This window comes from Streptomyces sp. NPDC056128 (assembly GCF_042263835.1).
GTDB lineage: Bacteria > Actinomycetota > Actinomycetes > Streptomycetales > Streptomycetaceae > Streptomyces.
Map to the genome: position 1 here is coordinate 141,828 of NZ_JBHJVQ010000010.1, position 20,302 is coordinate 162,129.

Below are 20,302 nucleotides of genomic sequence, written 5' to 3' on the forward strand. Positions count from 1 at the left end.
GCTCCTGGATTGCGCGTACGATTCCGGGGCCGGCAGCGGCCTGCCCCCTCGCTGTGGTCTGTCACTCGGTTTACGCACCGGCGGGTCCAACCCCTCGTAAAGTGGGGGCGATTGGAAAGAACTGATACGCGGGGGACTGATCGCATGACGTCGGCCTGGGAGTTGCTGCTGCCCGCCGCCTCGGCACCGGCACGCGCGCGTGGCCGCGCCCTCCAGGCCGCGTTGCGGGACGCGGTCCGCTCGGGCCGGCTCGCCCCGGGCACCCGGCTGCCATCGAGCCGGGACCTCGCGGCCGACCTCAAGGTGTCGCGGAAGCTGGTGACGGACGCGTACGAGCAGCTGACGGCCGAGGGTTATCTGCGCAGCGGGCGGGGTGCGGGGACCTGGGTGGGTGACGCGGTGCGGGCGGCCCGTCCCTCCGCGCGTGACCTCGCCCCGCGCTCCCCCGGTCACCGCGCGGACTTCGTGGCGGGGACGCCCGACCTGTCGCTCTTCCCGCGCTCGGCGTGGGCGGCAGCGCAGCGCGGGGTGCTGGCGGAGCTGCCGCACGAGGCTCTGGGCTATCCCGACCCGCGCGGCCTGCCCCGGCTGCGCGCCGCGCTGGCCGAGCTGCTGGCGCGGCGCCGGGGCGTGGTGGCGGACCCGGAGCGGATCGTGGTCGTGTCCGGGGTGGCGGCGACGGCACTGCTCGCGGGCGTGCTGCACGCGCGCGGGACACGCATCGCCGGTGTCGAGGACCCCGGCAGCCCGCAGCACTGCGACCTGTACGCGTCGGCGGGCGTCGCCACCGTGCCGCTGCCGCTGGACGCGGAGGGGCTGGCCGTCGGCGCGCTGCGCGCATCGGGCGTGCGGGTCGTGGTGACGACGCCGGCCCACCAGTTCCCCACCGGGATCGCCTACTCGGCGCGGCGGCGCGGCGAACTCCTCGACTGGGCGCGGTCCGTGGACGGTCTCGTCCTGGAGGACGACTACGACGGCGACTTCCGCTACGACCGCGCCCCCGTGGGCGCGCTCCAGGGCCTCGATCCGGAACGCGTCGCCTATACCGGCTCGGTCAGCAAGTCCCTCGCCCCGGGACTGCGGCTGGGGTGGCTGCTGGTGCCCGAGTGGCTGGCGGACGAGGTGGTGGCACGCAAGCGCACCACCGACCTGGGGCATCCGACGCTGGACCAGGCGGTCTTCGCCCGGTTCGTCGAGCGCGGCGACTACGACCGTCAGCTGCGCGTCTGCCAGCGCGCCTACCGCGAGCGGCGCGACGCGCTGGTGGCGGCGCTGGCCGAGCACTTCCCCGGCTCGGAGGTCACCGGTATCGCCGCCGGCCTGCACGCGATCGCCACGCTCCCCGAGCGGTACGGGCCCACCGGGCGCTTCCTCGCCCGGGTGACGGAGGCGGGAGTGGCGGTGCGCTCCCTGGCGGAGTACGGGCACGGGGTGGACAGTGGGGCGGCGGGGCGGCACGAGGTGCGGCTGGTGCTGGGATACGCGCATCTGACGCCGGGGCGGATCCGGGCGGGGGTGCGGGCGATGGCGACGGCCGCCTGACCGGCCGCCTCGCGGGTCGGGGCGGCGGGTTGTTCACGCGGAGTTTCCGTGCGCGCCGCGCCGGACCAGTAGGCCTTGCCCTGCACACCGGCCACGGACCCGGCCGGATCCCTGCCCAGGAGTCCTTGGAGGCGCGTTCATGTCACACCGTCCGTTGCCCGGTCGCCGCAGTGTGCTGCGCGGCTCGCTCGCCGCGTCGGCGGCCCTGACCCTGCCCACCGCGCTCGGGGCGGCGCCGGCGTTCGCCCGTTCCGGGCGTCCCGGGGCGGGCTGGGGTGTGCAGACGGGAGACGTGACCTCCCACTCCGGTCTGGTGTGGGTGCGGTCCGACCGTCCGGCCCGGATGATCGTCGAGACGTCCGCGACCGAGTCGTTCCGCCGCCCGCACCGGTGGCACGGTCCGCTGCTCGGCCGGGACACCGACTTCACCGGCACCACCCGGCTGCGCGGCCTGCCGCCCGGCGAGCAGATCCACTACCGCGTCCTCCTCGCCGACCCCGACGACCCGCGCCGCACCGGCGAGCCGGTTTCCGGCACCTTCCGCACCGTGCCGGTCCGGCGGCGCGACGGCGTGCGGTTCGTGTGGTCCGGCGACCTGGCGGGGCAGGGCTGGGGCATCAACCCGGACCTGGGCGGCTACCGCATCTACGACGCCATGGGCGCCCTGGACCCGGACTTCTTCCTGTGCAGCGGCGACACCATCTACGCCGACGGGCCCATCGCGGAGACCGCCGCCCTGCCCGACGGCCGCACCTGGCGGAACGTCACCACCGAGGAGAAGTCCAAGGTCGCCGAGACCCTCGCCGAGTTCCGCGGCAACTTCCGCTACAACCTGCTCGACGAGAACCTGCGGCGCTTCAACGCACGGGTCCCGTCGGTCGTCCAGTGGGACGACCACGAGGTCCGCAACAACTGGTACCCGGGCCAGGTGATCGCGGACACGGACGACCGGTACACCGAGAAGAGCGTGGACGTGCTGGCCGCCCGGGCCCGGCGGGCGTTCGGCGAGTACTTCCCCGTCTCCACCCTGCGTCCCGGCGCGCGCGAGGGCCGCGTCCACCGGGTGCTGCGCCAGGGCCCGCTGCTCGACGTGTTCGTGCTGGACATGCGGACCTACCGCAACGCCAACTCCCCGGGCGGCCAGACCGTCGACCCGCAGGGCATCCTCGGCCGCGAGCAGCTGGAGTGGCTCAAGCGGGAGCTGTCGCGGTCGCGTGCGGTGTGGAAGGTGATCGCCGCCGACATGCCGATCGGCCTGGTCGTGCCCGACGCCACCGAGGGCGCCCCCAACATCGAGGCGATCGCGCAGGGCGACCCCGGCGCGCCGCTGGGGCGGGAGCTGCAGATCGCCGAGCTGCTGCGGTTCGTCAGGCACCGGCGGATCACCGGCACGGTGTGGCTGACGGCCGATGTGCACCACACGTCCGCCCAGCACTACCAGCCCTCGCGGGCCGCGTTCTCCGACTTCGAGCCGTTCTGGGAGTTCGTGTCCGGTCCGCTGAACTCGGGTGCTTTCCCGGCCAGTTCACTCGACGGAACCTTCGGTCCGGAGCGGGTGTTCGTGAAGGCGCCGACCGCCTCCAACGTCTCGCCGGCGGAGGGCTACCAGTTCTTCGGCGAGGTCGACATCGACGGCGACAGCGCCGAGATGACGGTGCGGCTGCGCGAGCAGGACGGCACGGTGCTGTACACGAAGGTGCTGCGGCCGGGGCGGGTGGGGCAGTAGTCCCGTAGCCTGTGGGGTGTACCGCGCTCCGGCGTCATCCCCCGGTGCGCGGTCGGTGACGGTGGTCCGGCATTCCACCAACTCCCCCCAAATGCACCGGAAGCCTTCTTTACCCATCGGTCACAGTGCGTTCGTGATCGGGCAACACCGCTCCTTCACAGTGGGTGCATGAGTCGAGACATGTCTGAAGTGACGGACGCCGTGGCCCGCGTGGCCGAGCACGGTCCGGCGGTGCCCCTGATGCTGCTGGCCTCGGTGGCCGCCCTGATCGCCACGGCGGGGTTCCACACCCGTTGGTCACGCCGCCACGGGCAGGCGCCGCCGGCGGACGATACCGGCGCCCGGCCACCGACCGACGAGCGGCGGGCCGGGCGTTCCGAGGGCGACGTCGGGCCCGCGCGGCCGGCCGGTGCCGAGGAGAGCGCGCTGTGGCGGATGCGGACGACGGTGCGGGACGCGCCGGGTTCGCTGGCGGTGCTGTGCGCGGCCCTGGCCGACCGGCGGATCGACATCCTGAGCCTTCAGACGCACCCGCTGGCCCAGGGCACGGTCGACGAGTTCCTGCTCCGCGCCCCGGCCGGACTGACCGGGTCCGAACTGGCCGACGTGGTGACGGCGGCGGGCGGTGACCACACCTGGACGGAGCGGGCGGACGCGCACGACCTGGTGGACGCGCCGACCCGGGTACTGGCCCTGGCCGCCCGGACGGCCCTGGACGCCGCGGAACTCCCGCTGGCGCTGCGCCAGTTGCTGGGCCGGTGCACCATCCGGTCGCTGCCCGCGGCCGTCGGCGGCGCCGGGGACGACGTACCGCCGGAGGGCGCGCTGGAGGACACCGTGCTGCGGCTGCGCGCCCCGGAGGGCGGGGTGATCAGCGTGGAGCGGCCGTATCTGCCGTTCACCCCGGCGGAGTTCGCCCGGGCGCGGGCGCTGGTCGAGCTGGACGCCCGGCTCGGTCCGCGGGTACCGCGCGGCCGGGACTCGCTGACGCTGCCAGAAGGGCGCGACATCACCGTCCGCCGCGCCGACACCCGGGACGTCGAGGCGGCGAAGGCGATGCACGAGCGGTGCTCGCCGCGCACCCTCGGGATGCGGTACCACGGCCCGGTCGGGGACGCCGACCGGTACATGAACCACCTGCTCAGCCCCCGCTTCGGCCGCACCCTCGCCGTGCAGACCGCCTCGGGGCGGATCGTGGGCCTCGGTCATCTGCTGTGGGACGGGGACGAGACGGAGGTCGCGCTGCTCGTCGAGGACGCGTGGCAGCGCCGGGGCATCGGCGGCGAACTCCTCGGCCGGCTCGTGGCGATGGCGACCGAGACGGGCTGCGCGAGCGTGTACGCGGTCACCCAGGCCTCCAACACCGGCATGGTCGCCGCGATGCGCGGCCTGGGCCTCCCCCTCGACTACCAGATCGAGGAGGGCACCCTGGTCGTCACCGCCCGCCTCAACCCGGCCCCCCGGACCGCCACCGCGCCGGTGCCGCACGGGGAGCGGATCGGCGGGGAGTAGGCGGGCGACCTGCGCCCTCGGCCCACACCCCGCCGGCCCTTACTCGGCCCCCGACAACGCCTCCCGCAGGGGGATCGCGCCGGGCGCCCGCTCCCCCAGCGCGCCGTCCAGGTCGGCCCACAGGTCCTCGACGTCCTCCAGGCCCACCGAGAGCCGCAGCAGCCGGTCGCCGACCCCTGCGCCCCGCCGGTCGTCGGCGTCCACGATGCGGTGGCTGATGGACGCCGGGTGCTGGATGAGCGTGTCGACGCTGCCGAGGCTCACCGCCGGGGTGATCAGGCGGACGCGGCCGATGACCTCGTGCGGGTCGCCGTGGACCTCGAAGGAGACCATCGCGCCGCCGATGCGCGGATAGTGGACGCGGGCCACCCGCGGGTCGGCGGCGAGCCGGGCGACCAGCTCCGCGGCGTTCGCGGAGGCGGCCCGCACCCGCACCGGCAGGGTGGACAGGCCCCGCAGCAGCAGATAGCCGGCCAGCGGGTGCAGCACACCGCCGGTGGCGAAGCGCACCTGCCGCAGCCGCCCGGCGAACTCCTCGTCGCAGGCGACCACGCCGGCCAGCACGTCCCCGTGCCCGCCGAGGTACTTGGTGGCGCTGTGCAGCACCAGCCGGGCCCCGTGTTCGGCGGGGCGCTGGAGCACCGGTGTGGCGAAGGTGTTGTCCACGAGCAGCGGCACAGAGCCGCAGGCGTGGGCGACGGCCCGCAGGTCGACCTCGGCCAGCGTGGGGTTGGCGGGCGACTCGACCAGCACCAGGCCGGTGTCCGGGCGCAGCGCGTCCGCGACGCCCGCCGGGTCGGTCCAGGTGACCTCGGACCCCAGCAGCCCGGCGGTCAGCAGGTGGTCGCTGCACCCGTACAGGGGCCGTACGGCCACGACGTGCCGCAGCCCCATCGAGCCGCGGACCAGCAGGACGGCGCTCAGCGCGGCCATGCCGCTGGCGAAGGCGACCGCGGCCTCGGTCCCCTCCAGCTTGGCCAGTGCCGTCTCGAAGCGGGCGACGGTGGGGTTGCCGAGCCGCCCGTAGACCGGCGGGCCGTCGGGCTCGGCGCCGGTGGCGGCGAAGGCGTCGATACGGGCGGCCTCGCCGCGGCTGTCGTACGACGGGTAGGTCGTGGACAGGTCGATGGGCGGGGCGTGCAGTCCCCGGCCGGCGAGGTCGTCGCGGCCGGCGTGCACGGCCTCGGTGGCCAGTGCCCTGCTCGTGGCGGTGGTGAGGCGTACGTCGTCGGATGGTGACGTGGGCGTGCGCGCAGAGTCCATGGACCGAAGAATGAACACCGACCGGGTCGGCACGGTGGCCGGCCGTGTTACGTTCGGGCCATGGCCGACTCCGTCGTACTGGATCCGGTGGATCTCCATCTGCTGCGGCTGCTGCAGAACGACGCCCGGACCACCTACCGCGATCTCGCCGCCCAGGTGGGCGTCGCCCCGTCGACCTGCCTGGACCGGGTGACCCGGCTGCGGCGGGCCGGGGTGATCCTCGGCCATCGGCTCGAACTGGACCCTGCCAAGCTGGGCCGGGGTCTCCAGGCGCTGCTCTCGGTGCAGGTGCGCCCGCACCGGCGGGAGCTGGTCGGCCCCTTCGTGGAGCGGATCAGGGCGCTGCCGGAGTCGCGCACGGTCTTCCATCTCACCGGCCCGGACGACTACCTCGTCCATGTCGCGGTGGCGGACATGACGGATCTCCAGCGGCTGGTGCTGGACGGCTTCACGTCCCGGCCGGAGGTGGCCCGGGTCGAGACGCGGCTGATCTTCCAGCAGTGGGAGTGCGGCCCGCTGCTGCCGCCGTCCCCGCCGACGGCCACGCCCTGAGCGAAATCCGGCCGCGCACGGCTTCGAGCCCGGTTCACCGGGCTGACGCGGCACCGGTATCCGTATGAGGATGTCCGCATGTCAGAGACCAAGAGCCCGCTGCCCCGCGAGGTCGCCGACGCCTACGTCGACGACCTCATCGCCCTCGACCCGGTCACCGGTACCTATCTCGGCGTCGCCGAGAGCTCGAGCCTCCTGCCCGACTTCTCGCCCGCGGGGCAGGAGGCCCTCGCCGAGCTGGCCAGGACCACCCTCGCCCGGCTGGACGAGGCGGAGCGCCGGCCCGGCGGGGACAGCGACGTGGAGCGGCGCTGCGCCCGGCTGCTGCGCGAGCGCCTCACGGCGGAACTGGCCGTGCACGAGGCCGACGAGGGCCTGCGCTCGGTCGGCAACATGGGCACCGCCGCCCACTCGGTGCGCGAGGTCTTCACCATCACGCCGACGCAGACCGAGGAGGACTGGGCCCGCGTCGCCGAGCGGCTGCGCGCGGTGCCGACGGCGTTCGCGGGCTACCGCGCGTCGCTGGCCCGGGGTCTGGAGCGGAAGCTGTACGCGGGTCCGCGGCCGACCGCGACCTTCGTGGAGCAGCTCGGCGAGTGGGCCGACACCGGCGAGGGGCGCGGCTGGTTCGAGGACTTCGCCGCCGACGGTCCTGACGCGCTGCGCGCCGAGCTGGACGAGGCCGCGCGGGGTGCGACGGCATCGGTGGTGGAGCTGCGGGACTGGATGCGCGACGTGTACGCCCCGGCGATCGAGGGCGCCCCGGACACGGTGGGCCGGGAGCGCTACGCCCGCTGGTCGCGCTACTACAACGGCACCGACCTGGACCTGGACGAGGCGTACGCGTACGGCTGGGCCGAGTACCACCGGCTGCTCGCCGAGATGAAGGCGGAGGCCGAGAAGATCCTCCCCGGGGCCGGGACGCCGTGGGTGGCGCTGGCGCACCTGGACGAGCACGGCAAGCACATCGAGGGCGTCGACGAGGTCCGCGACTGGCTGCAGGGCCTGATGGACCAGGCGATCGAGCAGCTGGACGGCACGCACTTCGAACTCGCCGAGCGGGTGCGGCGGGTGGAGTCGCGGATCGCTCCGCCGGGCAGCGCGGCGGCCCCCTACTACACGTCGCCGTCGGAGGACTTCTCCCGTCCCGGCCGGACCTGGCTGCCGACGATGGGCCAGACCCGCTTCCCGGTGTACGACCTGGTCTCGACCTGGTACCACGAGGGCGTCCCGGGCCACCACCTCCAGCTGGCCCAGTGGACGCACGTCGCGGCGGACCTCTCCCGCTACCAGGCCTCCGTGGGCATGGTCAGCGCCAACGCCGAGGGCTGGGCGCTGTACGCGGAGCGGCTGATGGACGAGCTGGGCTTCCTCACCGACGCGGAGCAGCGCCTCGGGTATCTGGACGCGCAGATGATGCGGGCCGCCCGGGTCATCGTGGACATCGGCATGCACCTGGAGCTGGAGATCCCGGCGGACTCGCCGTTCCACCCGGGCGAGCGCTGGACGCCGAAGCTGGCGCAGGAGTTCTTCGGCGCGCACAGCAGCCGCCCGGCGGACTTCGTGGAGAGCGAACTGACCCGCTATCTGACGATCCCGGGCCAGGCGATCGGCTACAAGCTCGGGGAGCGGGCGTGGCTGCTGGGCCGGGAGAAGGCCCGCGAGCGGCACGGCGACGCCTTCGACCCGAAGGCGTGGCACATGGCCGCCCTCTCCCAGGGCTCGCTGGGCCTGGACGACCTGGTGGACGAGCTGTCCCGGCTCTGACGGGCGGTCACCTGCGGAAACCGCCCTCCGAGTCGACGACCTGACCGGTGACCCACTCCGCCTCGTCCGTGGCCAGCCACGCGATGAGGCGGGCCGGGTCGTCGGGCATGCCCCACCGTCCGCCGGGGAAGCACGCGGCTACGGCCTCGTAGGCGTCGCCGGTCAGGTAACCGGTGTCCACGGGACCGGGGTTGACCGCGTTGACCGTGACGGCGTGCTCGGCGAGGGTCGTCGCCAGGGAGCGGGTGACGGACGCCAGCGCGCCCTTCTGGAGCGCGTAGGCGATCTCGCCGGGCATGCCGCCGGCGATGTCCTGTCCTGAGGTCATCATCACGACGCGGCCGCCGGGCGTCCGGGGCGGCAGTGCGGCGCGGTGCCGGGCGTACGCCTGGACCAGCAGCAGTACCGAGCGGGTGTCGACCCGCCAGTGCGCGTCGAGCATCGCGGCGTCGATCGTGTCGAGGGTGCCGTCGGAGCCGCTGAGGGCGTGGTTGGCGACCAGGATGTCCAGCCGCCCGCCGAGCGCCTCGGCGGCGGTGGCGACGAGTCCGGCGGGCGCGTCCGGGGCGGTGAGGTCGCCGGGGCCCGCGTGCACGGCCGCGTCCGGGTCGCCGAGCGCCGCGCGGACGGAGGCGACGACGTCCTCGGGACGGTCGGCGCCCCAGGGCATGGCGGCGTCGTGCGGGACGTGGTGGTGCAGGTAGACGCTCGCTCCGTACGCGGCGAGCCGGCGGGCCACGGCGTGGCCGATGCCGCCGCGCCGGCTGGCGCCGGTGACGAGGGCGGTACGGCCGCGCAGGGGCAGCGGGTCGCGGCGCAGCTCTTCGGGGGTGGGGTGCGGAAGTGGGGGCATGGGCACCCATGATGGGCGGGCCGGGGCAGCCCCGCACGTCAATATCGCGGCGGCTACCGGTCGGCGAGCCGCCGCAGCTGGACGAGGCTCAGCCACGTCTCCGCGCCCGGGCGCGCCTCGGCCGCGCGCACCGCGTACCGGCCGGGGTCGAGCGCGACCCGCACGCGCCCCGCGTGCTCCGACGCGGCGCCGGGCCAGGCGGCGTCGAACAGGAGCACCGGTCCCGGCACGCGCCAGGCCACCTCGGGCTCCCACTCGGCCGTGTCGAGGGCGGCGGGCACCCCGGCCAGCACCTCGTCCTCGGAGTCGGCGGCGCACCAGCGGACGAAGGTCCCGTGCTCGGGCAGGTAGGCGGTCGAGGCGGGTTCGTCGCCGAGCACCAGGGCGGTGGAGTCGCCGACCGGGAGGAGTCCGACGTAGCCGTCGACCTCGCAGGCCCGGTCGTAGTCGGAGTCCGCGTCCTCGCCGTCGGCACCGGTCCAGAACGGCAGGACCGTCTCCGGAACCGCTATGAGCGGACCCCCGCCCGACTCGACCCACTCCACCGCGCCCGGCTCCGCGTATCGCACCATGCGGCAGAACCTACACGCCGATCAGCAGCCGCAGTCGTCCGCGTCCACCGGGACGGTCAGGGGGTCGGCGGCCGGGTGCTCGGTGCCCTGCCGGGTCTCGTAGGCGAAGCCCTCGCGCACCCAGTACTCGAAGCCGCCGCGCATCTCCTTGACGGGGTAGCCGAGTTCGGCGAGGGCGAGGGCCGCGCGGGTGGCGCCGTCGCAGGCGGGTCCCCAGCAGTACGTCACCACCGGCACGGCGGGGTCGAGGAGGCGCCCGGCCTGTTCGGGGACCAGCGCGGTGGGCAGGTGGACGGCGCCGGGTACGTGGCCCTGGTCCCAGGACTCGGTGGACCGGCAGTCCACCAGCGTGAATCCGGGGCCGCCGTCGGCCGCCATCGCGGCGGCGACGTCGGAGACGTCGGTGTGGAAGGCGAGGCTCGCCCGGAAGTACGCGGCGGCCTCGGCGGGCGGCGCGGGGGCGACGCGCAGGACAGGGTTGACGGTGGTGACGCTCATGGTCCGGCCTCTCCTCGATGGATCTTCCGGTTCAGAAATCTACGGTCGGCAACCAGGAACCTGAACGGTGATTCCCCGGCCTTTCGCTTGTTGCACCGGGGATTCCCTGCTATCCATCCCCCATGACCGAGTATTCCCCTGACACCACCGACTGGCTCATCCTCGACGCGCTGCAGCGCAACGGGCGGGCCGGATTCGCCGAGCTGGCCCGTGCCGTGTCGATGTCCGCGAGCGCGGTGACCGAGCGGGTGCGGCGGCTGGAGGAGGCCGGGATCATCCAGGGGTATGCGGCGGTCGTCGACCCCGAGCGGCTGGGGCTGCCGATCCTGGCCTTCGTGCGGCTGCGCTATCCGGTCGCCAACTACAAGCCGTTCCACGACCTGGTCGCGGTCATGCCCGAGATCCTGGAGGCGCACCACGTCACGGGCGACGACTGCTTCGTCATCAAGGTGGCGGCCCGTTCGATGCGGCACCTGGAGGAGGTGTCCGGCCGGATCAGCGCCCTGGGGTCGGTCACCACGAGCGTCGTGTACTCCTCGCCGCTCCCCCGCCGCCCCCTGGGCCGCTGAGGTCCGCCGGGGCCGGTCAGCCGGTGCCCCGTTGGCGCAGCGCGGATCCCGACCGTCCCTTCACGACCTCCAGTTGGGCGTGGACCCGGCGCCGCAGGTCGGCGACGTGGCTGACGATGCCGACGCTGCGGTCCCGTTCGCGCAGGGAGTCGAGGACGTCGAGGACCTCGTCGAGGGTCTGGTCGTCGAGGCTGCCGAAGCCCTCGTCGATGAAGAGGGTGTCCAGGCGGACGCCGCCGGCCTCGTCCGTGACGACGTCGGCGAGGCCGAGCGCGAGGGCCAGCGAGGCGAAGAACGTCTCGCCGCCGGAGAGCGTGGCGGTGTCGCGCTCCCGGCCGGTCCAGGCGTCGACGACGTGCAGACCGAGGCCGCTGCGGCCGCGGCCGGTGCGGTCGTCGGAGTGGACCAGGGTGTAGCGGCCGGCGGACATGCGGGTGAGCCGCGCGGTCGCTGCCGCGGCGACCTGTTCGAGGCGGGCGGCCAGGACGTAGGACTCCAGGCGCATCCGGCGGTCGTTGTCCGCGGACGTGCCCGCGGCGAGGCCGGCCAGGCGGGCGACGCGGGTGTGCTCCTCGCGCAGCGGGGCGAGCCGGTGCACCGAGTCGGTGGCCCGTGCGGAGAGCCGGTCCAGCTCGGCGCAGCGCCGGGCGGCGGCGTCGTGGGCGGAGGACGCCTCGCGCAGGCGCCGGCCCGCGTCGGCGGCGGCGCGTTCGGCCGCGGCGGGGTCGGCGTGCGGGCGGCGGGCCGCGTCGGCGGTGTCGGGCTCGGCGAGGACCGCGCGGACGGCGGTCTCCTCCGCGTCCCGGGCGTCGAGCCGGTGCTGCAGCTCGCGGTGGGCGTCGTCGTCGAGCAGCGCGGCGGCGGCGTCCGCCGGGGTGTCGAAGCCGGCCCGGAAGGCGGCGTCGGCGAGGCGCGCGTCGGCGTCCTTGAGCCGCTGGGCGGCCTCCTCGGCGGCGCGGGCGGTGTCGGCGGCGTCGGTGAGCAGGGCGGCCCGGCGCTCCAGTTGCGCGGCCCGTGCCGTCACGCTCCCGGCGGTGCCGCGGGCCCGGGTCAGCTCCTGCTCCAGCGCGGCCTGTTCACTCTCCAGCCGTTCCCGGCCCGCGACCCGGGAGGCGGACCGTACGGCGGCCTGCTGCTGGGCGGCGACGCGCTGCTCGCGTTCGTCCCCCGCGCGGCGCAGCTCCTCCTGTGCCGCGTGCAGCCGGGAACCGACCGCGCGCACCCGCTCGTACTCGCGCTCCAGCTCCCCGGCCTCCTCGGCCAGCCGGGCGGTGGGCGCGTCCCCGGCCTCGGCCGTGGCGGCGGCCAGCGCCTCGCGTACGGTGCCCAGGCGCCGTTCGGCGTCCGCGCGGCGCTCGTCGGCGTCCTGGTAGGCGGTGAGGGCCCGCTCCTCGGCCGCGCGGTCGACGTGGCCGTCGATCCGGCGGGCGGGTGCGGGGTGTTCGGTGGCGCCGCAGACCGCGCAGGGCGCCCCGTCGGTGAGGCCGGCGGCGAGTTCGGCGGCGATGCCGCTCAGCCGCTGCTCCTTGAGGTCGAGCCAGTGGGCGCGGGCCGCGACGGCCTCCTCGGCCGAGGCGAGTGCCCGGCGCTGGGCCTCGTCGGTGTCGGCGGCGAACTGGTCACGCTGCCGGGCCGCGTTCAGCCGCCGCCGCGCGGGGTCGCGCTGTACGGCGAGCTGTTCGGCGCGGGTCGCGGCCTCCTGGGCGTCGTCGACGCGTGCCTGGAGTCCGGTGCGGGTGGCCTCCCAGTCGGCGAGCCAGGTCTCCGCCTCGTGCCGGACGTCGTCGTCGGCGCGTTCCTGGCGGTCCAGGACGGCCCGCTCCTCGACCAGTTCGGCGAGGCGCCGTTCGGCCCGGCGGGCCGACTCCAGGCCGCCCAGTTCCTCGGCGGCCCGGCGGGCGGCGGCGGCCAGTCCGGCGGCACCGGCGTCGGCGAGGGCCTCCGGCAGCTGGGCACGCGCGCGTGCCTCCGCGGCCGCCGACCGCCCGTGTTCGGTGTTCGCGGCGTCCCGCAGCTCCAGTGCGGGTGCGACCGCTTCGGCCTTGCGGGACCGCTCCATGCGCCGCTGCGCGGCCTGGTGGGCCTCGGTGCGCTCCGCCAGCCGCTCGGCCCGCTCCCGCGCCTGGGCGAACCGGCGCTGCAGGCGGTCCAGTTCCCGTGCGTCGGCGAGGGCGCGGTCGGCGGCGGCGTGGGCGGACTCGGCGGTGGCGAGGCGGCAGTCGGCGACGGTCAGCAGTTCGCGGGCCGTGGAGCGGGCGACGGCGGCGGCGCCGAGGACGGTCTCGGCCAGGCCCGGCTCGCCCGGTGCCAGTTCCGGCAGTTCCATGGCGTCGCCGGCCGCCTGCTGCATCCGGTGGGCGTCGGCCAGGAGAGCGGCGTCGCCGTCCCGGACCCGGGCCTCGGTCGTCCGGCGCCGTTCGGCGAGACGCTGCTCGACCTCGGCGAAGCGACGGGTGTCGAAGAGGCGGCCGAGCAGCTTGCCGCGGGCCTCCGCGTCGGCGCGCAGGAAGCGCGCGAAGTCGCCCTGGGGCAACAGCACGACCTGGCAGAACTGCTCGCGGCTCATGCCGAGCAGCTGCGTGACCTCCTCGCCGATCTCCTGGTGGGAGCGGCTCAGGTCCTTCCAGGCCCCGGCGGTCGCGTCGTACTCGCGCAGCCAGGTCTGGGCCTTGTCGACGGTGGTGCCCTTGCCGCGCAGCTTCGGCCGCTGCCAGGGCGGCTGCCGGGTGATCTCCAGGCGCCGTCCGGCGACGGTGAGTTCGAGCCGGACCTCGGTACGGGTGCCGGTCGCCGCGTGGTCGCTGCGCAGGGTCATGCCCTGGCCGCTCTGCCGGGCTCCGGGCACGGAGCCGTACAGCGCGTAGCAGACGGCGTCGAGGACGGACGTCTTGCCGGCGCCGGTGGGACCGTGCAGCAGGAAGATGCCGGCCGCGGACAGGTCGTCGAAGTCGACGCTCTGCGCGCCGCCGAAGGGGCCGAAGGCGGTGAGGTCCAGCCGGTGCAGCCTCACCGGGCCACCTCCCGCACGGTCTCGTCGGCGCGCACCGCGTCGAAGGCGTCCCGCAGCACGGCCTGTTCGTGGTCGTCGGGTCCGGCGCCGCGCACATGGGCCACGAAGTCCTCGGCGATCTGCTTGTCGCTGCGGTCGGCGAGGCGCCGGGCGTAGGACACGCCGGGTTCGTCGGGGGCGCGCTCGGGGTCGAAGACGAGGCTGAGGGTGTGCGGGAAGCGCTCCGTGAGCCGGGCCATGGGATCGTCCGGGCGGACCGGGTCGGTGAGGGTCGCCTCCACCCACGCCTCTTCGTGCGGGGTCAGCCCGGGGTCGGCGAGCAGGTCGTCCAGGGTGCCGCGGAGCCGGGCCAGCGCGCGCGGCACCGGGCAGTCGACGCGCTCGGCGGTGACCGTCCCGGCCGCGTCCAGGTCGATGAGCCACACGCTCTTGCGGTGCCGGTGTTCGGAGAAGGAGTACGGCAGCGGGGAGCCGGAGTAGCGGACGCGCTCGCCGATGGTCTGGCAGCCGTGCAGATGTCCGAGCGCCACGTAGTCCACGCCGTCGAAGACACCGGAGGGGACGGCGGCGACCCCGCCGACGGTGATGTCCCGCTCACTGTCGCTCTGCTCGCCGCCGGTGACGAAGGCGTGGGCGAGGACGACGGAACGGGTGCCCCCCGCGCGCGTGGCGAGGTCGGCCCGCACCCGGTCCATGGCGGCGGCGAGCACCGCCTCGTGCCCCGCCTTCTCCACTCCGAACTCCGCCTTCACCAGGGCCGGTTCGAGGTACGGCAGGCCGTAGAAGGCGACGTCCCCGTGGGCGTCCGGCAGCACCACCGGGGTGCCGCAGCCGGCCGGGTCGGTGCGCAGGTGGATGCCCGCGCGGTCGATGAGTCCGGCGCCGACGCCGAGGCGACGGGCCGAGTCGTGGTTTCCGGAGATCATCACGGTGGGCACGCCGAGCCCGGCGAGGCGGTGCAGGGCGTCGTCGAACAGCTCGACGGCGGCGAGCGGTGGCACCGCGCGGTCGTACACGTCCCCCGACACGACCACGACGTCGACGGCGTGCTCCCGCACGGTCGTGACGAGGTGGCCGATGAACGCCTCCTGGGCGTCGAGCATGTTCACCCGGTGGAACGCCCGGCCGAGATGCCAGTCGGAAGTGTGCAGAATTCTCACAGAATCGCCCCGACCCGCATGTTTCGCCTCACTCCGCCCCAGAACCCGGCACGACTCCCGCCACCGGCACCGACCACGCTAACGCCCGCCGGCCCCTGATCCACCACGAACCTCAGTCTGTCACCCGCGCCGCCGCCGCCGTCACGCGTCCCCGTACGCCTCGCCGCCCAGTTCGAACCCGGCCGACCCGGCGGTGGCGTTCGCGAGCCAGGAGCGGAAGGTCTCCACGTCGGTCTCGGGCAGGCCGACCTCGATGGTGACCGCCTCGGCGTAGCGCACGTCGCGCACCGCGTGGCCCGCCGCGCGCAGGTCGTTCTGGAGCCGCCCGGCCCGCTGGTGGTCGACGGTCACCGTGGCCAGCCGGAACCGGCGCCGGGTGAGGGTGCCGAGGTCGTCCAGCGCCTCGCCGACCGCGCCCCCGTAGGCGCGGATGAGTCCGCCCGCGCCGAGCTTGACGCCGCCGTAGTAGCGCGTGACGACGGCGACGACGTACCGCATGTCGCGGCGCAGCAGCATCTGGAGCATCGGGACACCCGCCGTGCCGCCGGGCTCGCCGTCGTCGCTCGCCTTCTGGACGGCGGCGTCGGCCCCGATGACGTACGCCCAGCAGTTGTGACTGGCGTCGGCGTGCTCCTTGCGTACGCCCGCGACGAACGCCTGGGCCTCCTCCTCGGTGGCGGCGGGGGCGAGGGCGCACAGGAAGCGGGAGCGGTTGATCTCGGTCTCGTGCACACCCGCGCGGGCGACCGTGCGGTACTCGTCCTGCATGCGGCCAGCCTATGCGCTCACTTCCGCCCGCCCCTCGGCACCGTCATCGCGGTGAGCAGGGCGGCTCCGGGGGCCAGCGCCCGCCAGGTGGTGCCGTGCCAGTCCAGTACGGCCACCGCCGACGTGGGGTACTTGGCCCGGACCCGGTCCAGCGCGTCGTCGAGGGCGTCGCCGGCCAGGGTGCCGATGAGGTCCTCCAGGCCGGGGTTGTGGCCCACCAGGAGCAGCGTCCCGACGTCGGCGGGCGCCTCGCGCACGACGTCCAGGAGGTCCGGTACGCCGGCGGCGTAGAGGCGCGGGTCGTGGCGCACCGGCGGTGGTGTGCCCCACTGCGCGGAGGCCAGGTCCCAGGTCTGCCGGGCGCGTACGGCGGTGGAGCACAGGGCGAGATCGGGCAGCCAGTCGTGCTCCGCGAGGGCGCGTCCGGCGGCGGGGGCGTCGCGCAGTCCGCGCCGGGCGAGCGGGCGGTCGTGGTCGGCGACGCCCTCGGGGCGGGCCGACTTGGCGTGCCGCAGGACCACCAGGCGGCGCAGCGGGCCGGAGCCGGGGCGCGCGATCACGCGGGGGCTCCGAGGTCGCGGGTGAGGTGGAGGCCGAGGAAGCGGTCGGCGTAGGCGCAGATCTCGAAGCGGGCGCCGTCCGGCAGGTCCGGGTCGGTCTCCACGCCGCGCAGGACCCGCAGCACCCCGGGCGCGTCCAGGTCGTCCTCCCAGGCGGCCCGCAACCGGTCGCGCACCTCGCCCGGTACGGGGCGCGAAGGCTGCCGCGCCCAGGCGGCGACCGCGCTCCGCCAGCGCGCGAGGGTGTCGCGGGCCTCGTCCAGCGCGGTCGCGTCCAGCTCCACGCGCGCGTGGTGGTGCCGTTCCAGCAGGGCTAGACGCACGGCGTCCGGGTCGGCGAGGTCGAGTTCGGCCGGGTGCACGGGGGCGACGGCGATCGTCGGGCCGTCCGGGACGGGGCCGCCCTCGCGCAGGACGTGCACGGTCTGGCCGGTGTCCGGTCCGGCGCCGCCGTCCTCGAAGGGCCGGATGCCCAGGGCCGCCGCCCGCTCCCGCAGCCCGCCGGACTCCCGCGCGGCGGTCAGCAGTGCCCACGCGGGCGTACCGGCGAGTTCCAGGGCGCGGATCAGGAGGTCGGCGACGAGCAGCACGCGCAGTGCGGTCGTGTCGCCCTCCGGCGCGTGCGCCACCACCCTCGTCGGAGCCCGTCGGGCGGGGGCGGCGGGGGTGGGCTCTCCGGTCCGGGCGTCGATGATGCGCAGCACGGGGTGAGCGTAGGCGGGGTGACGCGGTGACGCACAGGGGGCGCGCTCGCCGCTCCCGCGCCGCGCGGGGAATCTCGGCTCCCCGCGCTCCGTTGACCCGACCGGGAGACGCGACACGCGGGTCGCCCAGGAGCCGAAGGAGGCCGCCGGTGTACGGCGACGAGGCAGCAGTCCGCAAGATCCTCACCGAGCTGGGAGACACCTGGGCCGTGGTGGGCCTCTCGTCCAACCGGCAGCGCGCGGCGTACGGCGTCGCCGAGGTGCTTCAGCGCTTCGGCAAGCGCGTCGTGCCCGTGCATCCCAAGGCGGAGACGGTGCACGGCGAGCAGGGGTACGCCTCCCTCGCCGACATCCCCTTCGACGTGGACGTCGTCGACGTCTTCGTCAACGGCGACCTGGCCGGCCCGGTCGCCGACGAGGCGGTCGCGAAGGGTGCCCGGGCGGTGTGGTTCCAGCTCGGCGTGATCGACGAGGCGGCGTACGAACGGACCCGGTCCGCGGGCCTGGAGATGGTCATGGACCGCTGCCCGGCCATCGAGATCCCACGACTGGGCTGACGCCGTCCGGCGGGACACGGCTGACACCCGCGGGCGCGTGGCCCGTGATCACCGGCCCCCGGCCGGGCCCGACTCGATGACCACCACCCGCGCCCAGTCGGGCGGCGAGTCCGGGACGTACTCGGGGTTCTCCTCGTCCACCGACGTCCGCTCCCGGGGGAACAGGCCCACCACCGTCCGGCACGGCGGGCGGGCGTCCGGCCAGGGGGTCTGTCCATCGGTCAGGACGACCACCGCGTCCGGCGCGGGACGCGCCCGCAGGGCCTTGGCGAAGCCCGTGCGCAGGTCCGTACCGCCGCCGCCGACCAGCGGGATCCCCTCGGCCCGGCACAGGGTGTGCGCGACCCGGGCCACCGCGTCGCAGGGCACCACGCTGACCAGGTCGCGACGGCCTCCGACGGCGCGGGCGATCGCGGCGACCTCCAGGAGCGCGCTGCCGAGTTCGGCGTCGCTGACCGACCCGGACGTGTCGATGACCACGGCGACCCGGGGCGGCCTGCGCCGCAGGCTCGGCAGCACCACGCCGGGCGTGCCGGCCGAGCGCCGCGACGGCCGGCCGTACGTGTAGTCCTCGCCCGCACCGCCCGAGGAGGTCGCCGAGCGGACCGCCGCCCCCAGCAGCTCCCGCCAGGGCTGCGGCGGATGGAAGACCTCCTCCGCCCACCGCTGCCACCCCTTCGGCGCGCGGCCCGGCCGGGCGTTGATGCCGCGGGCCACCCGGAAGCGCACCGCGTCCCGTTCCTGTTCACTGAGTCCGTCCGCGCCGTCCGGCCCGAGGTCCCACTCCCGTTCGAGGCCGTCGGCGCCGCTGCCGCAGTCCAGCCAGGCCAGGCTCTCGGTGAGCCGCCCGAGCCGGAACTGGCGCAGGTAGTCCTCCATGAGCTGCCCGGCGGGCAGTCTCAGCAGCCACGGCTGGACCGCGCCCTCGGGTTGGACCAGGCCGTCGCCGAACACGTCGTCGTTGATCTCGCAGTCGGCGGCGATGTTCATCCGCAGCCGTTCCGCCGGGCCGTTCAGTCCGCGCTCGCGCGCGACCCGGTCGCTGCGCCCGTGGTGGTCGCGCAGCAGGTGGGACACCTCGTGCACCCAGACGCCGGCCAGTTCCTCCACGGGCGTCCGGTCCACGAAGACCGGCGAGACGTAGCACCGCCAGTACCGGTCGACGGCCATCGTCGGCACCCGTAGCGAGGGGACGACGTGCAACGCGAACAACGCGGTCGCCAGGTAGGGCCGCGCCCGCGCCGCTTGCAGCCGGGCGGCGAAGAGCTTGTCGAGGTCGAGCTCCACCCGGGAGTGCCCGGCCTCGGAATACACGGCGTCGTCCGTGGTGCCCGTGCTCATCGGCCCGCCTCCGAGCCGCCCGCGACCCGCCCCGCCCCGCGGTCCGCCGCCCGGTCCGCCGCCCGGTCGGCGCGGCGGGACAGGGACATGGCTCCGGCGAGCCGGTCGATGGACGCCGGCACGTCCCAGTCCTGCTGTCGCAGCGAGGCGAGCGTGGTCGCCGGGACGACCACGACGTCCGGGGCACCGGTCTCCATCGCCCGCGCGAGCAGCGCCCATGCCGCGTCCCAGCGGGCCTTGGACGGCCGCTTGCGTACGGCGGCCACGACACCGTCGAGCACGGCCTGCCGCAGATCGCCCCGTTCGGGCAGCTCCGCCCCGGCGGGGTCGGCGAGCAGCGTCTCCGGGTCAGGGAGGTCCATGCGGTCCACGAACGCCATCAGCTCCAGCCCGGGGCCGTCCCCCACGGTGCCCCGCACGAGCAGCGAGAGGACTTCCCTGGAGGAGCCGGCGGCGGTCGCGAAGGCGATCAGGCACAGGGTCATCTCCCAGCTGCGCGGCGACGGCCAGGCCCCGCCCCTGCGGGTCTCGCCACTGGGCAGCCGGTGTACGAGGCCGGGGCGGGCGGTGAGGAACTCGCACACCGCGCGGCGGGCGTGGCGCACGGCCTCGGCCAGCCGGTCCGGGGCCAGGCTCGGCAGCGTCGCCCGGGGCCAGGTCCCGCCGAGTCCGCGTACGACGACGTCGTGGTCGTGGGTCCACTGGAGATGGACGAACCGGTTGGCCAGCGGCGGGCTCAGCTCCCAGCCGTCGGCCGCCGAGGACCGCGGGTTGGCGGCGGCCACGATCCGCACCCCGGGCGGCAGCCGCAGGGCGCCGATCCGCCGTTCGAGGACCAGGCGGAGCAGCGCGGCCTGGACCGCGGGCGGCGCGGTGGACAGCTCGTCGAGGAAGAGCAGTCCCCGCCCGGCCCGTACCAGGCGCACCGCCCAGTCCGGCGGGGCCATGGGAACGCCCTGTTCCGCGGGGTCGTCGCCGACGACGGGCAGTCCGGAGAAGTCGGACGGCTCGTGCACGCTGGCGATCACGGTGGTCAGCGGGAGGTCCAGGGCGGCGGCCAACTGGGTGAGGGCGGCGGTCTTTCCTATCCCCGGCTCTCCCCAGAGCAGCACCGGCAGGTCGGCGGCCACGGCCAGGGTGAGGGACTCCAGCTGAGTGTCGGGCCTCGGCTCGGTGGTCGCGTCGCGCAGGAGGGTCAGCAGTTCCCCGGCTACGTCGAGCTGCGAGGGCGCGGCGGCGAGGGGAGGGACGGAGGAGAGGGGTGCGTACGTCGTCATGTGGCATCACCTGAGGGTCGAGGGTCGTCGGTGGAGAGCGGGAGTGCGCCTTGCCGCCCGCGGGAAGGCGC

18 protein-coding genes are annotated in these 20,302 nt (G+C 75.2%); 7 read left to right on the top strand and 11 right to left on the bottom strand.

Annotated elements, in window-relative coordinates; translation table 11 throughout:
• The first annotated feature begins 144 nt into the window (after positions 1-144).
• The 3 genes from ACFC1X_RS21015 to ACFC1X_RS21025 all read left to right on the top strand — a co-directional run bounded on the left by ACFC1X_RS21015 (position 145) and on the right by ACFC1X_RS21025 (position 4,780).
• Positions 145-1,542, top strand: coding sequence for a PLP-dependent aminotransferase family protein (locus ACFC1X_RS21015; RefSeq protein ID WP_376355758.1), 1,398 nt, complete (start codon positions 145-147; stop codon positions 1,540-1,542).
• Positions 1,543-1,681: 139 nt separating this feature from the next.
• On the top strand, positions 1,682-3,268 hold the full coding sequence (locus ACFC1X_RS21020) for an alkaline phosphatase D family protein (RefSeq protein ID WP_376355760.1): 1,587 nt from the start codon (positions 1,682-1,684) through the stop codon (positions 3,266-3,268).
• 180 nt (positions 3,269-3,448) lie between these two features.
• Positions 3,449-4,780, top strand: coding sequence for a GNAT family N-acetyltransferase (locus ACFC1X_RS21025; protein ID WP_376355762.1), 1,332 nt, complete (start codon positions 3,449-3,451; stop codon positions 4,778-4,780).
• A gap of 39 nt (positions 4,781-4,819) precedes the next feature.
• Here ACFC1X_RS21025 and ACFC1X_RS21030 read toward each other — a convergent pair whose 3' ends face one another.
• Positions 4,820-6,043: a trans-sulfuration enzyme family protein gene (locus tag ACFC1X_RS21030; RefSeq protein ID WP_376355764.1), complete on the bottom strand. Its 1,224-nt coding sequence runs from the start codon at positions 6,041-6,043 to the stop codon at positions 4,820-4,822.
• A 60-nt stretch (positions 6,044-6,103) separates the two neighbouring features.
• On the opposite strand from ACFC1X_RS21030, the gene ACFC1X_RS21035 reads away from it, so the two are divergent.
• Both ACFC1X_RS21035 and ACFC1X_RS21040 read left to right on the top strand, forming a co-directional pair.
• Positions 6,104-6,595 carry an Lrp/AsnC family transcriptional regulator gene (locus ACFC1X_RS21035; protein WP_122620957.1) on the top strand — a complete coding sequence of 164 codons (492 nt, stop codon included), beginning with the start codon at positions 6,104-6,106 and terminating at the stop codon, positions 6,593-6,595.
• Between the two features lie 78 nt (positions 6,596-6,673).
• Positions 6,674-8,362, top strand: a complete 1,689-nt coding sequence (locus ACFC1X_RS21040) for a DUF885 domain-containing protein (RefSeq protein WP_376355766.1) — start codon at positions 6,674-6,676, stop codon at positions 8,360-8,362.
• Between the two features lie 7 nt (positions 8,363-8,369).
• Here ACFC1X_RS21040 and ACFC1X_RS21045 read toward each other — a convergent pair whose 3' ends face one another.
• Genes ACFC1X_RS21045 through ACFC1X_RS21055 form a run of 3 tightly spaced genes read right to left on the bottom strand, consistent with a single transcriptional unit; the run spans position 8,370 to position 10,285 of the window.
• Positions 8,370-9,215 carry an SDR family oxidoreductase gene (locus ACFC1X_RS21045; protein WP_376355767.1) on the bottom strand — a complete coding sequence of 282 codons (846 nt, stop codon included), beginning with the start codon at positions 9,213-9,215 and terminating at the stop codon, positions 8,370-8,372.
• A gap of 53 nt (positions 9,216-9,268) precedes the next feature.
• A complete protein-coding gene (locus ACFC1X_RS21050) occupies positions 9,269-9,787 on the bottom strand; it encodes an immunity 21 family protein (protein ID WP_376355768.1) in 519 nt (172 codons plus the stop codon).
• A 21-nt stretch (positions 9,788-9,808) separates the two neighbouring features.
• On the bottom strand, positions 9,809-10,285 hold the full coding sequence (locus tag ACFC1X_RS21055) for a rhodanese-like domain-containing protein (protein WP_376355769.1): 477 nt from the start codon (positions 10,283-10,285) through the stop codon (positions 9,809-9,811).
• A gap of 122 nt (positions 10,286-10,407) precedes the next feature.
• Between ACFC1X_RS21055 and ACFC1X_RS21060 the strand changes: the two genes are divergently transcribed.
• The gene (locus tag ACFC1X_RS21060) at positions 10,408-10,854 is read left to right on the top strand and encodes an Lrp/AsnC family transcriptional regulator (RefSeq protein WP_376355770.1); all 447 of its coding nucleotides are present in this window, start codon (positions 10,408-10,410) and stop codon (positions 10,852-10,854) included.
• Between the two features lie 16 nt (positions 10,855-10,870).
• On the opposite strand, the gene ACFC1X_RS21065 is transcribed toward ACFC1X_RS21060, so the two are convergent.
• From ACFC1X_RS21065 to ACFC1X_RS21085, 5 genes are all read right to left on the bottom strand, one after another.
• Positions 10,871-13,864 carry an AAA family ATPase gene (locus ACFC1X_RS21065; protein ID WP_376355771.1) on the bottom strand — a complete coding sequence of 998 codons (2,994 nt, stop codon included), beginning with the start codon at positions 13,862-13,864 and terminating at the stop codon, positions 10,871-10,873.
• Positions 13,861-15,024: an exonuclease SbcCD subunit D gene (locus ACFC1X_RS21070; protein ID WP_376355772.1), complete on the bottom strand. Its 1,164-nt coding sequence runs from the start codon at positions 15,022-15,024 to the stop codon at positions 13,861-13,863. The genes ACFC1X_RS21065 and ACFC1X_RS21070 overlap by 4 nt, the downstream gene beginning before the upstream one ends.
• A 141-nt stretch (positions 15,025-15,165) precedes the next feature.
• On the bottom strand, positions 15,166-15,792 hold the full coding sequence (locus tag ACFC1X_RS21075) for a YigZ family protein (RefSeq protein ID WP_376355773.1): 627 nt from the start codon (positions 15,790-15,792) through the stop codon (positions 15,166-15,168).
• A 17-nt stretch (positions 15,793-15,809) separates the two neighbouring features.
• Positions 15,810-16,352, bottom strand: coding sequence for a histidine phosphatase family protein (locus ACFC1X_RS21080; RefSeq protein ID WP_376355774.1), 543 nt, complete (start codon positions 16,350-16,352; stop codon positions 15,810-15,812).
• Positions 16,349-17,056 (bottom strand): hypothetical protein, encoded by a 708-nt coding sequence (locus ACFC1X_RS21085; RefSeq protein WP_376355775.1) that lies wholly within the window; start codon positions 17,054-17,056, stop codon positions 16,349-16,351. The genes ACFC1X_RS21080 and ACFC1X_RS21085 overlap by 4 nt, the downstream gene beginning before the upstream one ends.
• A 149-nt stretch (positions 17,057-17,205) precedes the next feature.
• Between ACFC1X_RS21085 and ACFC1X_RS21090 the strand changes: the two genes are divergently transcribed.
• The gene (locus tag ACFC1X_RS21090) at positions 17,206-17,613 is read left to right on the top strand and encodes a CoA-binding protein (RefSeq protein ID WP_161329755.1); all 408 of its coding nucleotides are present in this window, start codon (positions 17,206-17,208) and stop codon (positions 17,611-17,613) included.
• Positions 17,614-17,661: 48 nt separating this feature from the next.
• Here ACFC1X_RS21090 and ACFC1X_RS21095 read toward each other — a convergent pair whose 3' ends face one another.
• Complete coding sequence (locus tag ACFC1X_RS21095; RefSeq protein WP_376355776.1) at positions 17,662-18,954, bottom strand: VWA-like domain-containing protein; 1,293 nt, start codon at positions 18,952-18,954, stop codon at positions 17,662-17,664.
• On the bottom strand, positions 18,951-20,231 hold the full coding sequence (locus tag ACFC1X_RS21100) for an AAA family ATPase (RefSeq protein ID WP_376355778.1): 1,281 nt from the start codon (positions 20,229-20,231) through the stop codon (positions 18,951-18,953). Before ACFC1X_RS21100 ends, ACFC1X_RS21095 begins: the two co-directional genes overlap by 4 nt.
• Positions 20,232-20,302 lie beyond the last annotated feature (71 nt).